This window comes from Streptomyces bohaiensis (assembly GCF_012033785.1).
In the GTDB taxonomy this organism is placed as follows: Bacteria; Actinomycetota; Actinomycetes; order Streptomycetales; family Streptomycetaceae; genus Streptomyces; species Streptomyces bohaiensis.
On sequence record NZ_JAAVJC010000104.1, the window covers coordinates 1 to 15,487 of the forward strand.

Consider the following 15,487-nt stretch of genomic DNA (forward strand, 5'->3'; position numbering starts at 1 on the left):
GACCCCGGCGCCCCGGTCGACCCGTCTCGCAGCGGCGACGATCAGTTCCGAACTGGTGCCGATGCCGCCGTCGCCGGCACCACCGGCCGCCGCGACCAGCCGTCCGCCGGCCCCGCCGCGTGGCGGGTCACTCCTGCGGCACGTCCGTCCCGAGCAGCACGAAGGCACCGTCCGTGATCCGGTAGAAGAACGCGCCGTTCCCGGTGAACCGCCCGTCGGCCGGTTCGAAGGTGAAGGTCTTGGTGATCCCCCGGTAGCGGGTCTCCCGGATCGACGGCACGATGTCCTGCCGGGTGACGGCGCTGAAGCCGCTTTCCTGGCGGAGCTCCGCCGCACAGGCCGCGATCACGTGGACGGCGTCGTACGCCTCGGCCGCGTAGGGCGGCGGCGACTCCTCGAACCGGTCGGTGTAGGCGGCGACGAACTCCGCGGCCGCCTCGAACTGTGTCGGGTCGACGACCGCGGCAACCAGGACCCAGCCCTCGACCGCGCTGCCGGCGCGTTCCAGCAGTCGCGCGTCGTAGGCGTCGTGCGTGGCCACGCGGTAGCCGTCCCAGCCGGTCTCGTCGAGCGCCTGCGCGAACGGGACCAGCTCCTCCCAGTCACCGCCGAAGATGATGCACTCCGGCTGCCGGGAGACGAGGTCCCGGACGGTGGCCCGGTGGTCGGCGGCGGTGGGGTCGAGCTGGACGGGGTGGACGGTCTGGGTGCGCGCCAGCAGGTTGCGGATGACCTGGGTGACCTCGCGGCTGTACTCGCTGCCGGTGTGCACGACGGCGGTGGAGCCCTGGTCGTGCTGGGTCACGTAGGTCATCACGCCGGTCATCTGGAGCTGGTCGCTGGTGCGCGCGGAGGCGAACACGGAGTCCTTGGGGATGGTCGCGCCGTCGCTGACCGTCAGCAGCGGCAGCCGCGCCTTGACGTAGGGGTCGATGGACGCCTTGAGCGCGGCGGGGCTGCCCGCGCCGAGCACGCCGATCAGGTCCGCCTCGTCGATCAGCGCGGCGGCGGCCTCGGCGGCGCCCGCAGCGGTGCCGCTGTCGTCAGCGGTGGCCAGCCGGTAGCGGAAGGGGTGGTCTCCGTCCGCGTTGAGATGCTCGACGGCGAGCTCGGCGCCGCGGATCTGGGCGGTGGCGACGTCGGCGCCGTCGCCTTCGAGATCGGCCTGGACGCCGACGGCGAGTTGCGGCCGGTCGTTGGCGGGCCGGCCGCGGCCTTCGCCCCCGGTGTCGGTGTCGCCGCCGTCGGCCCGGTCGTCGGGGTCGTCGTCCCCGGAGAACAGCACGGTGGCGCCGGCCCCCGCGCCGATGACGGCGAGGGTGGCCAGCGCGCCGAGGAGCACCTGACGGCGGCGGGGCCCGGCGGGGGCGCGGGTGCCGGGCGGTGGGGCGCTCGGACCGAACGTGCCGCTGCCGGGGGCGTAGGGCCCCGATCCGCCGGTGGAGAGCGGGGGGCCGAAGCCGCCGGACGGGGTGCCGGCGCTGTCGGCGGTGCCGGCCTGGCCCGTGTCGGCGCCGCCCGGGGGCGGGCCCGCGATCTCGGTCGGGTCGGCCGCCGGCAGCGCCAGCATCTCGGCGGAGCGGTCGGAGATGAGCCGGGTGACGGGGGCGGGCAGCCAGCTGTCCGGTGCGGGCTCGTCCCCTCCCGCTCCGCCCTCCCACTGGGCGCGCAGCGCCGCGGCGGTGAGCCGCTGGTCGGGGTCCTTGGTGAGCAGCGCCTCGATCGCGGGCCGCAACGGCTCGGGGACCGCCGCGAGTTCGGGCTCGTCGTAGACGGTGCGGAACAGCATCGCCTCCACCGGTCCGCTGCCGAACGGGCGTCGGCCGGTCGCGGCGTACGCCAGCACGCACCCCAGGGAGAAGAGATCGCTGGCCGGCCCCACGGTGCGGGCCTGCGCCTGCTCGGGCGAGAGGAAGCCGGGCGAGCCGACGACGACGTCGGTGGCGGTGAGGACGGTGTCGTCGAGCGCGCGGGCGATACCGAAGTCGATGAGGCGCGGGCCGTCGAGCCCGAGGAGGACGTTGCCGGGCTTGAGGTCGCGGTGGACCAGGCCGGCCTCGTGCACCGCCTCCAGCGCCTCGGCCAGCATCACACCGAGAGCGCGGACGCTCGGCACGGGGAACGGGCCGTGGTCGGCGATCGCCTCGTTGAGCGGGGGCCCGGGCACGAACTCGGTGGCGAGCCAGGGAGCCGCCGCCTCGGTGTCGGCGGCGACGACGGGCACCGCCCACCGGTTCCGCACCCGCCGCGCGATGGCGACCTCCCGCCGGAAGCGGGTGCGGAACGCGGGGTCGTCGGCGTACTCGGTGCGGATCAGCTTGATGGCGGCGAGGCTGCCGCCGGGCGACCGGCCGAGCAGCACCATGCCCATGCCGCCGGCGCCGAGCCGCCCCAGCGCCCGGTAGTCGGCGACCCAGGTGGGGTCGGAGGAGTGCAGCGGCTGCATCAGCGGGACGTCCTCCGCGCGGGACGGGCGGGCCGGGCGGGGCCGCCGCGGCGCCCGCGGGCGTGTTCGGCGCCCGGGGCGCGGCGGTGGGGCCCGTGGTTCACGACAGTTCGCGTTCGATGTTGTAGAGGACCCAGGCGGCGCCCTCGGCGGCGACCTGGAGCAGCTCGACGACGTCGTAGCCCTCGGCGCCCTTGACGGAGACGGCCGCGGTGACCGGACCGATCCGCGACTTCGACCAGACGAAGTCGTGAGGGGTCGGGTCGGCGTCGGTGGAGAACTGGCCGGCCTCGAACATGGAGGCGTCGGCGTTCAGGACGTCGTCCTCGGGCATCGGCATGGACAGCAGACCGCTGAGCCGCTGACCGCCACCGAGTTCCTGGTCGGGGCAGCGGAAGCTCTCCTGGACCACGGCGTCCATCTCGGCGACCGCGTCCTCGTCGCTGGTGTGGACGGTGACGGTGATCGCCGTCTGGACCAGCCCCTTGCCGTCGGCGGCGGGGATGTTGATGCGATGGGTCAGCGAGTCCAGGACGGTATCGGGCAGTTCGCCGCGGTCCCAGACGCAGTCGTCGCCGAGGAGGGTGAAGGTCCCCGCGGTGGCGAAGGGTTCGGCGGCGACCATGCCCTCCTGCCAGGTCTCCGGCGTCAGTTGGGCGTTGGTGGTCAGTTCCCGGGCCCGCTCGGCGTCCTGCGGGACGCGGTCGGGATCGGGGGTGAAGTCGTAGGAGTCGGGAAGCTCGCCGACGGTGTCGTCGTCCGGTCCGTCGCCCTCCCCGTCGTCGACCTGGTCGGCGTCGTCCCCCTCGTCGGTGTCGCCCTCGGCCTCCCTCTCGCCGGCGTCGACACTGCCGCCCTTGCCGCCGGCGTCGCCGCCGTCGGAGTCTCCGGAACCGCAGGCGGTCACCGCCAGGACGGCCAGCGTGGCAGCTGCCACGCCCAGACTGCGTGTGCGAAACATGCGCGTCCCCCCTCGCCCCGCGACCCCCGCAGGCGGCGATGTTGTGTCCCGACCGGTTGGATACCGCCAGGATTACCGGTCCTCGTGACCGAGTCTAGGCAGCGGCTGTCACGTGTCGATGCCTGCCACGTCACGGCAGCGCCACGTGCGGCCCGCTCCGGAGGGGATCATTCCATCGCCCACCCCATTCACCTGGGCTGATGACCCGACCCCGGGTTCCCAGGGGTTCTTTCCAACTGCGCGACGGTGTCGGAGCTGTGACATTCGCTCGGGTGGATCATGCCGGGGCACGGTGGTCGGCGCCGCGCGGCGGGGTGGCGGGACGGCCGGACCGGTACGGGTGGGTGACGCGAAACCGACGCCGCCGGGCCGGGCAAGCACCGGCAGAACTGGCCGAGCACCGGGCGAGCGATGCCGACAATGCCGGAGGGGGGCGGCGCACGGGAATCGTGCGCCGCCCCCCTCGGGAGCGCGGTGTGCCGGTCACCCCGCCGGGGCGGCCGAGCGGTCCGGGCCCGTCAGCACCAGGTGATCAGCCGCTTGGGGTGCTCCAGGACGGCCGCCGTGTCCGCCAGCACCTTGGAGCCCAACTCGCCGTCGACCAGGCGGTGGTCGAAGGAGAGCGCCAGGGTCGTGACCTTGCGCGGCTTGACCTTCCCCTTGTGGACCCAGGGCTGGTCCTTGATCGCGCCGAAGGCGAGGATCGCGGACTCCCCCGGGTTGAGGATGGGCGTGCCGGTGTCGACGCCGAAGACGCCGACGTTGGTGATGGTGACCGTGCCGCCCTGCATGTCGGCTGGGGCGGTGCGCCCCTCCCGCGCAGTCGCGACCAACTCCGAGAGCGAACGCGACAGTTCGGGGAGGGTCTTGGAACCGGCGTCCTTGATGTTCGGCACGATCAGCCCGCGCGGGGTGGCGGCGGCAATGCCCAGGTTGACGTAGTCCTTCTGGACGATCTCCTGGTTGGCCTCGTCCCAGGAGGCGTTGACCTCCGGGTTGCGGCGGATCGCGACCAGGAGGGCCTTGGCGACGAGCAGCAGCGGGTTGACCCGCAGCCCCTCCATCGCCGGGTCCTCCTTCAGCTTGCCGACCAGCTTCACGGTGCGGGTGACGTCGACCGTGACGAACTCGGTGACGTGCGGCGCGGTGAAGGCGCTGTGCACCATCGCCGCGGCGGTCGCCTTGCGGACGCCCTTGACCGGCACCCGGCGCTCCCGGATCGCGGTCAGGCTCTGCGGCTCCACGGCCGGAGCGGACGCCGCGGTCGCGTCGGCGCCCTGTGCGGCGGCGGGCGCCGGGGCCGACGCCCGGTGGGCGGCGTGGACGTCGTCCCGGGTGACGGTGCCCTCGGGGCCGGTGGGCGGGACCGTCGCGAGGTCGATGCCCAGGTCCTTGGCCAGTTTGCGGACCGGCGGCTTGGCGAGCGGGCGGGCGCCGTGGGCCCCGTTGACCGCGCCGTTGACCGAGCTGTTGGGGGCGACGGGGGCCGGCGGAGCCGCCGGGGCGGGGGCCGGCGCCGGAACGGCGACGGTCTCGACCGGCGCCGCCGCAGCGGCGGCCTTGCGCGGGCGGCGCTTGGCGGTACCGGTGGCGACGCCGTAGCCGACGAGCACCGGCTGCCGCTTGCCGCCCTCCTCCTCGTCCTCGCTGCCGGCCGCGGCGGATGCCTCGGCGGCCGGGCTCGCGGCGGCGGGCTGCGGTGCGGCGTCCGTCGGAAGGTCCCCGGCTCCCGGGTCGGTGTCGACGGTGATGATGACGGCGCCCACGTCGACCGTGGTGCCCTCCTCGAACCGGACCTCGGCGACGACCCCGTCGTAGGGGATGGGCAGTTCGACGGCGGCCTTGGCGGTCTCGACCTCGACGACCATCTGACCGTCGGCGACGGTGTCGCCGGGCCGGACCAGCCACTTGAGGATCTCGGCCTCGGTCAGCCCCTCACCGACGTCGGGCATCTTGAACTCGCGGACGCGCTGTACGGCGGTCACTGTCATGACTCTCCTCGGCCTTCTCAGTACGCCATGGCGCGGTCGATACCGTCCAGCACCCGGTCCAGGCCGGGGAGGTACTCCTCCTCGACGCGGGCCGGCGGGTACGGCGCGTGGAAACCGCCGACGCGCAGCACGGGCGCCTCCAGGTGGTAGAAGCACCGCTCGGTGATCCGGGCGGCGATCTCCGCACCGGAACCGAAGAAGACCGGCGCCTCGTGGACCACGACGAGCCGCCCGGTCCGCTCCACCGAGGCCTGGATGGTGTCGAAGTCGATCGGGGAGATCGACCGCAGGTCGAGCACCTCGACCGAGCGGCCCTCCTCCGCCGAGGCGTCGGCGGCCTGGAGCGCGGTGCGCACGGTCGGGCCGTAGGAGGCGATGGTCAGGTCGGTGCCCTCGCGGATGACCCGGGCCCGGTGCAGCGGGGCGGGGATGCCCTGGGCGACCTCCTCGCCCTTGCCCCAGTAGCGGGACTTGGGCTCGAAGAAGATGACCGGGTCGTCGCACTCGATGGCCTGCTGGAGCATCCAGTAGGCGTCCGAGGAGTTGGCCGGGGTGACGATCTTGAGGCCCGCGACGTGTGCGAACAGCGCCTCGGGGGACTCGCTGTGGTGCTCCACCGCGCCGATGCCGCCGGCGTAGGGGATGCGGATGACGACCGGTAGCTTGATCTTGCCGAGGGCGCGGGCGTGCATCTTGGCGAGCTGGGTGACGATCTGGTCGTACGCCGGGAAGACGAAGCCGTCGAACTGGATCTCCACGACGGGCCGGTAGCCGCGCAGCGCGAGGCCGATCGCGGTGCCGACGATGCCGGACTCCGCGAGGGGGGTGTCGATGACCCGGTCCTCGCCGAAGTCCTTCTGCAGTCCGTCGGTGACGCGGAAGACGCCGCCGAGCTTGCCGACGTCCTCGCCCATGACGAGGACCTTCGGGTCGTTCTCCAGGGCCTTGCGCAGCGAGCTGTTGATCGCCTTCGCGATGGGGAGCTTCTCACCGGGTGCCATGTCAGCGGCCCTCCTCGTCGGTGTCCGCGAAGGAGGCGGCGTACGCGGCGTACTGGGCGCGCTCCTCGTCCACGAGCGCGTGGCCGTCGGCGTAGATGTTGTCGAACATCGACATCGCGGGCGGGTCGGGCATGGTGCGGATCGACTCGCGGACCCGCTTGGCCATGGTGTCGCTCTCCTCGTCGATCGAGGCGAGGAAGGCGTCGTCGACGAGCTGTTCGCGCTCCAGGTAGGTGCGCAGCCGCAGGATCGGGTCCTTCGCCTCCCACGCCTCGCGCTCGTCGTCGGAGCGGTAGCGGGTGGGGTCGTCGGAGGTGGTGTGGGCGCCCATCCGGTAGGTGAACGCCTCGACCAGCATGGGACCCTCGCCGGTGCGGGCGCGCTCGACGGCGGCGCGGGTCACGGCGAGGACGGCGAGGACGTCGTTGCCGTCGACCCGGACACCGGGGAAGCCGTAGCCCTGCGCGCGCTGGTACAGCGGCACGCGGGTCTGGCGCTCGGTGGGCTCGGAGATCGCCCACTGGTTGTTCTGGCAGAAGAACACCACGGGCGCGTTGTAGACGGCGGCGAAGGTGAAGGACTCCGCGACGTCGCCCTGACTGGTGGCGCCGTCACCGAAGTAGGCGAGGACGGCGGAGTCGGCGCCGTCCTTGGCGATGCCCATGGCGTAGCCGGTGGCATGCAGTGCCTGCGAGCCGATGACGATGGTGTAGAGGTGGAAGTTGTTCCCGTTGGGGTCCCAACCGCCGTTGTTCACGCCGCGGAACATGCCGAGGAGCTGGGTCGGGTCGACCCCGCGGCACCAGGCGACGCCGTGCTCGCGATAGGTGGGGAAGACGTAGTCGTCGGGGCGCAGCGCGCGGCCGGAGCCGATCTGTGCGGCCTCCTGCCCCAGGAGCGAGGGCCACAGGCCGAGTTCGCCCTGCCGCTGGAGGGCGGTGGCCTCGGCGTCGAAGCGGCGGGTCAGCACCATGTCGCGGTAGAGGCCGCGCAGTTCGTCTGCGCCGATGTCGATGGCGTAGTCGGGGTGCTCGACGCGGTACCCCTCGGGGGTCAGCAGCTGCACCATCTCGGGGCGGTCGGCGCCGCCGGTGGCGGTGGCGGCGGTCCTCCCGGGCGCGGTCTTCCCTGGCGCGGTCTTCTTCGCCGGGGTCCGCTTCGCGGTCTTCTTCGCCGTCTTCTTCGCGGTGGTCGTCCCGGCCGGGGCGCGTTTGGCGGCCTTCTTGGCGGGGGCCTTCCCGGTGGCCGTCCTCGTCGACTTCGCGGCTGCGCCCGCCCCGGTGGACCGCTCCTCGGACGACGCGGCCGCGGCCGCCTCCGTACCCGAGGCCGTCTTCTTGGTGGTGCGTTTGACGCCGCTGCGGCGCGTCGTCGCGCGCGCAGTGCTATCCACGGTCACGTGTGCTCCTCCGTCGGTCCGGCCACCGGGGTCTTCCGGGTGGGCCAGTGCGGCTCGCCCGGTCCGTACGGCGCACGGGGTGGGTGCGCGGCGGACGAACCGAGCGTGACTGTCTGTCGCGTCGATGGCCCGCTACAGAGCACGGTACCCATAGCAACTGCGCCGAGATAAGCGCCCCTGACCTGCGAAAATACCTGGATGACCAAGTACCTCGACGCGGCGTCGGGAACGGTGCTGGTCACAGCCTCGCAAGCCGTCGAAGGACACGCGCACCGTAACCCGGCCAACCGGGTTACGGGAAGAGCGGCGGCGAGGCACGCGCTGTGTGACACTGGCAAGGTGCCGAAAGACGGAAAAATCACGGTATTCCTGGTCGACGATCACGAGGTGGTCCGACGCGGCGTTCACGAGATGCTCTCCCTGGAGGAGGACATCGAGGTGGTCGGCGAGGCGGGCACCGCGGCCGACGCGCTGACGCGCATCCCCGCGGCCCGACCCGACGTCGCGGTGCTCGACGTGCGCCTGCCCGACGGCAGCGGCGTCGAAGTGTGTCGGGAGGTCCGCTCGCGCGACGAGTCGATCGCCTGCCTGATGCTGACCTCCTACGCGGACGACGAAGCCCTGTTCGACGCGATCATGGCGGGGGCCTCCGGGTACGTCCTGAAGGCCATCCGGGGTACCGAACTCCTTTCCGCCGTCCGGGACGTGGCGGCCGGGAAGTCCCTCCTCGACCCGGTCGCCACCCAACGGGTCCTGGAGCGACTCCGGGACGGCGACGGGCGGGAGGACGATCGGCTCTCGCACCTCACCGAGCAGGAACGACGCATCCTCGACCTCATCGGGGAGGGGTTGACCAACCGCGCGATCGGCGAGCGGCTGCACCTCGCCGAGAAGACCATCAAGAACTACGTCTCCAGCCTGCTGGCCAAGCTCGGCATGGCCCGCCGCTCGCAGGCGGCCGCCTACGTGGCCCGACTGCAGGCGGAGCGCCCCCGCCGGGCGGAGTGAGCCCGGGGGCCGATCGGCGCGAGGAGCCGGGGCCGCCGGGCCGGGCACCGGGTGCCGGGCATGCGCCCCGTTTGGCCCACCGTGGCCGGTTGGCCCCAGATGACCGCATGTCCGTTCTGGGGCGGTTGCCCCAACAGCCTGATTGATCCGGGACCATCGTCCGTCGATCGAGGACTTTTCCGGTCCCGGTGGGCTGCTCCGGGCGGGCAGGGTGGGGTCATGCCCGCGTACCGCCCGTCCGACCAGCTCGCCGAGGCGCTGCGGCTGCTGCCGAGTGCGACGCACGGCAGGGCCGCGGTGACCCGGCGGGCGCTGCCGTTCGTCCTCGTCGCCCAGCACCTCGTCATCCGGGGCAGCGTCCTGCTGCGCATACCCGCCGCCCAGATCGAGGCCCGGGTGCTGGACGGCACCGTCCTCTCCTACCACGCCCACCCGCAGGGCGAGTGGGACGAGTCAGCGCCGGGCGTGCAGGTGGTCGGACCCGTCAGCACCGTGCGCCCCACCGACGCCGAACGCGCCGCCTTCGACCGCACCGGCAGCGCGCCCGCCGCGCTCGCGCCTGGCGCGGTGCCGGCGCCGCGCGCCGAGGACGCGGCCGAGCCGGCGGAGGAGGGCCCGCCACCGGCCGATCCGCCCGGCACGCTGTACGCACGGTTGGACCCGATGCTCGCCACCGTGCGGCTGCCGGACACCGACGGCGAGGACACGGAGACCGGTTCCGCGGGGACGGCCACGCCCCCGGTCGCCGAGGACGACACCGCGGCCGCGCCCGACCACCGACCGGGGGCCGTCACCCGCTGAACGCGTCGCGGACCGCGGCGGCGTTCCGGGTCCACCACACGATCAGCGAAGCGGCGGCCGCGAACTGCGGGTCCGCCCGGTGGTCCCGCAGCTCGTAGTGCCAGCGCAGCATCCAGAAGTCGTTGAGCCGCTCCCACCACACCCGCTGGGTCGCCGCGGCGAGTTCGTCGCCGTCGGCCTCGGTGGCGGACCGGTACGCCCGGGCGTAGGCGCGCACCTTGGCGAGGTCCAGCGTGCCGTCCGGCCGGAGGAAGAAGATGGCCGCCGCCCGCACCGCCTCCTCCGCGCGCGGCCGGATGGCCAACCGGTCCCAGTCGATGATGGCGAGCGGCTCGACGGAGTCCTCGCCGTACATCAGGTTCAGCGGGTGGAAGTCGCCGTGGACCCACCCGGCCGCCGGCACCTGCGCCGGTCCGGGCCGGCGGTGGGCGTGGGTGCGGAGCATGCCGCGCCGCTCCTGGAGCCGGTGCTCGGCGAGTTCGTCGAAGCTGGTGCGGCGGGGGGCGCGCCGGATGCGGGCCAGCAACTGGTCGATCACCACGTAGGTGTCCTCGATGCGTGCCGACTCCCCCACCGTCCCCGGGGAGCTGGGCAGCACACGGTCACCGCCGGGGGCAGCGGCGGAGGCGTGCTCCGGTCGGGCCGCCGGGCGACAGGGACCCGGGAGTCGGTGGGCTCCGCTGCCGAGGGCGGTGCGGCCGCGCCCGCCGGGGACGGCCCGGTGTGCGGCGCGGGCCGGTGCCGTGGCGGCGGCGTGCACCTCGCCGCGGCGGGTGGCACCGGGCGCGGCGCCCGCCCCGGGGCCGGGGACGGCACGGTCGCGGGCGGCGACCGCGTCGTGGTTGCGCGGCCCGAGGGGGGCACGCGGCCCGAGGGGCGCGAGATGGTGGGCGTTCCCGGGCACCGCCGTGGCGGCCCGGTCCTCCTTTATCACCAGCTCCAGCTGGCGATGGACGCGTCCGAGGAGGTCGCCGAGGCGGTCGGAGCCGGCGACGTCGAGTCCGCCGCCGTCGCGGTGGTGGCCGTCGAGCCATGGGTGGAGAACGAAGCAGCACCCGTCCAATAACGCCGCGCTGTCACCGCTGCGGTCGGCGAGCGTCGGCACCACCGGGATGCCGCGGTCGGCCAGGGCGGCGGTGGCCCGGTGCCGGGAGGCCAGCGGCAGCACGGTCTGCGGGTCCCCGCCGAGGTGGTGCTTGAGGAAGTAGGCACCCCGCGTGGTCGCGAGGCGGTAGCCGCGGTTGAGCAGTCCCCGGTCCAGCGGCACGCAGGACAAGGGCTCCCCGACTCCGTAACGGCGCGTCAGGAGTTGCAGGGTTCGGGCGGCTGGGGATGCATGGCTGGGCGACACGTGGCGCATCGTAGATCACATTCCGCTACGTTCTGCATTCGCGTGCGCACGACCCGTCCGGGATGATAAAGAGCGGTTGTCGGCCACGCGAAAGGGCGGCGCGGGGTGGCGCGGGGGTGGCGGTCCAGGTGGCCCCGCGGATCACGCGGCACCGCGTGCCACCTGGCGACTTCCGGCGCCGCCGCGCTTCGTACAGCCCTCCGGTTGTCCACTCCCAGGGATGGCAGGGGTGGCCGGGAATCGCCGCCTCGAACAGCGTCCGCAATTGCACGGGTGTCGCGGCGCACCGACGACACGGCGCCCCGCGGCTACGGTATGTAGCAGCGGACATGACAGCGGCCCGTGGCTACACAACGTAGCCACGGGCCGCTGTCCGCGCCCTGCCGGATCGGCCGAACTGCCTCAGCCAGTACCGGAGATGAGCCCCTGGAGCCCTCCAGCGGGATCGGTGGTGTCGCCACCGCCCTGGTCGCCGGTGTCACCACCGCCCGTCTCGGGGGGCGTGGTGCCGCCGCTGTCGCCGGACCCGCCGCCGCCGTCGGTCTCGCCGCCCGGCGCACCCTCGGTCTCACCACCGGGAGCACCCTCGGTCTCGCCGCCCGGCGCGCCCTCGGTCTCACCACCGGGGGCACCCTCGGTCTCGCCCTCGGTGTCGCCCTCGGTCGTGCCGTCGGTCTCCCCCTCGGCGGTGCCCTCGGCGGTGCCGTCGGAGTTCCCGTTGGAGGTGCCGCCGCCCTGGTAACCGGAGGAGTTGCCCGGCTGGGGGCTGGTGCCGGAACCGGTGGTCTCGTTCCAGTCCCGCTCGGGGGCGTCCTCGGGATCGTCCTCCGGCTCCTCCTCCGGCTCCTCGTCCTCGGGGTCGGGCGGGTCCGTGCCCTCGGGGGTCGTGTCGGGCTCGCCCTGGTCCGGCGGGGAGACCGGCTCGTCGTTGCCGGCATTGACGGCGATGAAGATGCCGATGACGATCGCCGCGACCACCAGCAGCGCCACCAGGACGTACCGCAGCCGGTTGGTGGTCGGGTCGACCGGCGGCCGCCCGCCCGGCGGGGTGTCGTCACCACCCGGGTTGCCGAGCAGCAGCGGCGGACCGACCTGGGTGGGGGGCGGGGTGTTCATCACCGCCGTGCCCATGGCGGCCGTCCCCATCGCGGGGGTCTCCGGCGAGGTGGCGCCGGTGTTCCACAGTCCGGCGGTGTGGCCGCCGTGCGTCTCCAGCATCCGGACCGCGTACTGGATCAGCGACCGCATCTCCTCGGCGGTCTGGAACCGGTCGTCCGGGTCCTTCGCCAGCGAGCGCATCACCAGCCCGTTGAGCTCCGGCGGCGCCAGCTGCGACACCTCGGAGGGCAGCCGCGGCGGGTCCTGGACGTGCTGGTACACCACCGACAGCGGCGTCTCGCCCGTGAACGGCGGCCGCTGGGTGAGCAGTTCGTAGAGGAGGCAGCCGACCGCGTACAGGTCGGAGCGGGTGTCCACGGCCTTGCCGAGCGCCTGCTCCGGCGAGAGGTACTGCGGGGTGCCCATGACCATGCCGGTCTGCGTCATCGTCGACTGCACGCCGTGCAGGGCGCGGGCGATGCCGAAGTCCATCACCTTGACCGAACCGGTCTCGGTGATGATCACGTTGGCGGGCTTGATGTCGCGGTGGACGATGCCGTGCTGGTGGCTGTAGGCCAGCGCCTCCAGCACCCCGGAGACGATCGACAGCGCGCGCTCGGTGGGCTGGGCGTCCTCGTTGATCAGCAGTTCGCGGATGGTGTGGCCGGTGACCAGCTCCATCACGATGTACGGGACGGTCCCGTGGACCCCGCCGGTGTCCTCCTCGCCGGAGTCGTACACCGCGACCACCGCGTGGTGGTTGAGGCCGGCGACCGACTGGGCCTCGCGCGTGAAACGGGCCTTCGCGACCTGGTCCTCCGCCAGGTCGGGGCGGAGCAGCTTCACCGCGACCAGGCGTCCCAGCCGGACGTCCTCGGCGGCGAACACGTCCGCCATGCCGCCCCGGCCCAGCCGGCGCGTCAGCCGGTACCGGCCGTCGCCGACGGTGCCCGCGCGGCCCCACTGCGCGGGGTCGTCCGCCAACTCGGCGTAGCTGCGCCCACCGGAGCCGCCGGAGGGGGTCGGGGCGCCCACCGGCGTCACGCCGACGGTACCGCCGCGGGGCGCGCCACCGGGGAGGTGGGATGCGTCACTCATGGTGCTGCCGAGGGCGGCGGTGTCGGGCCCACCGTCGTCGCCGGCGGCGGACGGCTCGGCGGCCGGACGGTCCGTACCGTCACCCGCCGCCGTCCCGTCCTGCGCCGCGCTCTCGCCGGACGTCCCGTCCTCGTGTCCGGGCTTCCCGTCACGGGCGTCGGCACGCTCCGCCGGGCGCGCGTCGCGTGGGCTGTCCGAGGAGGCAGACCTGTCGCCGCGGGTCGCCTTCGGCTCGTCCTCGCCGTTGCCCGCAGCGCCGTGCTCCTGTGCCATCGGTCCTCACCGTCGTCGCGTCTCGCTTCGCCATCAAACCGGTTGTGGGGTCGCGCTGCCAAGTCGAGGTCACGGGCCCGAGACGAGTATGACGGTCCCGTCACAGAGCCCGAGCACACCGGTCACGGTACGGACAAGCGCCTTGACGCCCGTATACGCTGGGGCAGACTTGGCGCTGAATACGCAGCCAAGGGGGAGCCGACCGATGAACGAGCACGCCGTGGAGCCCGCTGACTACTCGGGCCGGGCCGTCGGCGGAGGCCGCTACCAACTGCGCACCCTCCTGGGTACCGGCGGCATGGCGTCCGTGAACCTCGCCTACGACACCGTCCTCGCCCGCGAGGTCGCCGTCAAGACGATGCACGGGGAACTCGGCCGGGACGAGTCGTTCCGGGAGCGCTTCAAGCGCGAGGCCCAGTCCGTGGCGCGCCTCACGCACGCCAACATCGTCTCGGTCTTCGACACCGGCGAGGACACCATCGACGGCCTGCCGGTGCCGTTCATCGTCATGGAGTACGTCGACGGCCGCCCGCTGCGCAGCGTCCTCGACGACGACATCCGCGAGTTCGGCGCGATGCCCGGGGACAAGGCGCTCACGGTCATCGCCGACGTCTGCGCGGCGCTCGACATCTCCCACGAGATGGGCCTGGTCCACCGCGACATCAAGCCGGGCAACGTCATGGTGACCAAGCGCAATGTCGTGAAGGTCATGGACTTCGGTATCGCCCGGGCCATGCAGTCGGGGGTCACCGCGATGACCCAGACCGGCATGGTGGTGGGCACCCCCCAGTACCTCTCCCCCGAGCAGGCCCTCGGCCGCGGTGTCGACGCCCGCTCCGACCTGTACTCCGTCGGCATCATGCTCTTCGAGCTGCTGACCGGCCACCTCCCGTTCGACGCGGACTCGCCGCTGGCCGTCGCCTACGCGCATGTCCAGGAGCAGCCGCCCGCGCCGTCCTCGATCAACGCCTCGGTCCCGCCGCAGCTGGACGCGCTGGTCGAACGGATGCTGCGCAAGAACCCGGACGAGCGCTTCCAGAGCGCGGAGCAGCTGCGTGAGGAGTGCCTGCGCGTCGCCGGGACCCTGACCGGCGCGGCGCCGAGGATCACCGCTACGGGGCCCGTCTCGCGCAGCGGCGACGCGGTCGCCAACTCGGTGTTCCCGCAGTACGGCACCAACCCGCCCGGCACCCCGCCACCCGCCGGCTACGGACCGACGCAGCCGCCGCAGGGGTACGGCTACCCGCAGCAGACCCCGCCGCCGTACGTGATGGCGCCGCCGGCGGCGCAGTCGGCCGCCGGAAGCGGTTCCGGCGGCGGCGGAAACGGCGGAAAGACGTTCCTCATGGCGCTCGCGGGCGTCGTGGCCGTGGCCCTGATCGTCGGGGTCGCGTTCGTCGTCGTGAACGGCAGCGATGACGACGGCGGCAACGACGTGGCCGACGGCGGTGGTACCTCCGAGACCGACACCGGCGCGGACGCCGGGGACGACGGCGCGCCGGCACCGGAGGACGAGGACGAGGGCGACGAGCCGGAGCCCGAGCGGGAGCCCCGGTTCAAGGAGGGCGACACCAACAAGACGGTGGACGTGTCGCTCTGTGTGGAGGCCCGGGAGTACTTCGACCAGGAGGAGCACCCCGGGGCGGTGACGATGCCCAACTTCTACGACAAGCACGTCTCGTCGGTGAAGGAGTGCCTGCGCGCCGGCACCGAGGCGTACGAGGGGGACGGCGTCGCCTGGAACTACGAGAACGACGTCCCGCGCGACGAGGTCATCAAGGGCCAGGGCATCGTCGTCGACCAGTCACCCAAGGCGCACGAGCCGTACAACCCGCTGGAGGAGAAGATCGTGCTGACGGTCTCCACCGGCAAGGAAGCCACGCGCTGAGCCGTCGCCGCCGGCCGCTGCGCCCCGGCTGACGCCGGGGCCGGGCCGCGGCGGGCGTGAGCACGAGGGCGCTGCCGCACCGAGCCGTCCGGGCCGAGCCGTCCGGGCCGACCGCACCGCGATGTACGCGCCGCGACTCCGCGGACCGGGCCGCACGGTGGTCGCGCACGGC

The 15,487-nt window shown here is 73.4% G+C and carries 10 protein-coding genes; 3 read left to right on the forward strand and 7 right to left on the reverse strand.

Annotated features, from left to right (window positions below):
* Nucleotides 1–127: 127 nt before the first annotated feature.
* The 5 genes from HCN52_RS13370 to pdhA all read right to left on the reverse strand — a co-directional run bounded on the left by HCN52_RS13370 (nucleotide 128) and on the right by pdhA (nucleotide 7,798).
* Nucleotides 128–2,446: a bifunctional serine/threonine-protein kinase/ABC transporter substrate-binding protein gene (locus HCN52_RS13370; protein WP_168088661.1), complete on the reverse strand. Its 2,319-nt coding sequence runs from the start codon at nucleotides 2,444–2,446 to the stop codon at nucleotides 128–130.
* Between the two features lie 100 nt (nucleotides 2,447–2,546).
* Nucleotides 2,547–3,407, reverse strand: a complete 861-nt coding sequence (locus HCN52_RS13375) for a hypothetical protein (protein WP_168088662.1) — start codon at nucleotides 3,405–3,407, stop codon at nucleotides 2,547–2,549.
* Nucleotides 3,408–3,925: 518 nt separating this feature from the next.
* Nucleotides 3,926–5,398, reverse strand: a complete 1,473-nt coding sequence (locus tag HCN52_RS25950; RefSeq protein ID WP_168088663.1) for a dihydrolipoamide acetyltransferase family protein — start codon at nucleotides 5,396–5,398, stop codon at nucleotides 3,926–3,928.
* 17 nt (nucleotides 5,399–5,415) lie between these two features.
* Nucleotides 5,416–6,399, reverse strand: coding sequence for an alpha-ketoacid dehydrogenase subunit beta (locus HCN52_RS13385; protein WP_168088664.1), 984 nt, complete (start codon nucleotides 6,397–6,399; stop codon nucleotides 5,416–5,418).
* Nucleotide 6,400: 1 nt separating this feature from the next.
* Nucleotides 6,401–7,798 carry a pyruvate dehydrogenase (acetyl-transferring) E1 component subunit alpha gene (gene pdhA, locus HCN52_RS13390; protein ID WP_168088665.1) on the reverse strand — a complete coding sequence of 466 codons (1,398 nt, stop codon included), beginning with the start codon at nucleotides 7,796–7,798 and terminating at the stop codon, nucleotides 6,401–6,403.
* 339 nt (nucleotides 7,799–8,137) lie between these two features.
* Here pdhA and HCN52_RS13395 point away from each other — a divergent pair, with 339 nt between their 5' ends.
* Complete coding sequence (locus HCN52_RS13395) at nucleotides 8,138–8,806, forward strand: response regulator (protein ID WP_167969246.1); 669 nt, start codon at nucleotides 8,138–8,140, stop codon at nucleotides 8,804–8,806.
* Between the two features lie 219 nt (nucleotides 8,807–9,025).
* Complete coding sequence (locus HCN52_RS13400) at nucleotides 9,026–9,607, forward strand: PNPOx family protein (RefSeq protein ID WP_168088666.1); 582 nt, start codon at nucleotides 9,026–9,028, stop codon at nucleotides 9,605–9,607.
* On the opposite strand, the gene HCN52_RS13405 is transcribed toward HCN52_RS13400, so the two are convergent.
* Nucleotides 9,597–10,874 (reverse strand): phosphotransferase, encoded by a 1,278-nt coding sequence (locus tag HCN52_RS13405; protein WP_312876681.1) that lies wholly within the window; start codon nucleotides 10,872–10,874, stop codon nucleotides 9,597–9,599. The genes HCN52_RS13400 and HCN52_RS13405 overlap by 11 nt on opposite strands.
* Nucleotides 10,875–11,360: 486 nt before the next feature.
* On the reverse strand, nucleotides 11,361–13,427 hold the full coding sequence (locus HCN52_RS13410; protein WP_312876682.1) for a protein kinase domain-containing protein: 2,067 nt from the start codon (nucleotides 13,425–13,427) through the stop codon (nucleotides 11,361–11,363).
* A 205-nt stretch (nucleotides 13,428–13,632) separates the two neighbouring features.
* On the opposite strand from HCN52_RS13410, the gene HCN52_RS13415 reads away from it, so the two are divergent.
* Nucleotides 13,633–15,315 carry a protein kinase domain-containing protein gene (locus HCN52_RS13415; RefSeq protein WP_168088668.1) on the forward strand — a complete coding sequence of 561 codons (1,683 nt, stop codon included), beginning with the start codon at nucleotides 13,633–13,635 and terminating at the stop codon, nucleotides 15,313–15,315.
* Nucleotides 15,316–15,487: the final 172 nt, after the last annotated feature.

Excerpts from the sequence above, each read along its gene's own strand:
- HCN52_RS13370 (WP_168088661.1), bottom strand. The coding sequence starts at position 2,446 with ATGCAGCCGCTGCACTCCTCCGACCCCACCTGGGTCGCCGACTACCGG.
- HCN52_RS13375 (WP_168088662.1), bottom strand. The coding sequence starts at position 3,407 with ATGTTTCGCACACGCAGTCTGGGCGTGGCAGCTGCCACGCTGGCCGTC.
- HCN52_RS25950 (WP_168088663.1), bottom strand. The coding sequence starts at position 5,398 with ATGACAGTGACCGCCGTACAGCGCGTCCGCGAGTTCAAGATGCCCGAC.
- HCN52_RS13385 (WP_168088664.1), bottom strand. The coding sequence starts at position 6,399 with ATGGCACCCGGTGAGAAGCTCCCCATCGCGAAGGCGATCAACAGCTCG.
- HCN52_RS13400 (WP_168088666.1), top strand. The coding sequence starts at position 9,026 with ATGCCCGCGTACCGCCCGTCCGACCAGCTCGCCGAGGCGCTGCGGCTG.
- HCN52_RS13410 (WP_312876682.1), bottom strand. The coding sequence starts at position 13,427 with ATGGCACAGGAGCACGGCGCTGCGGGCAACGGCGAGGACGAGCCGAAG.
- HCN52_RS13415 (WP_168088668.1), top strand. The coding sequence starts at position 13,633 with ATGAACGAGCACGCCGTGGAGCCCGCTGACTACTCGGGCCGGGCCGTC.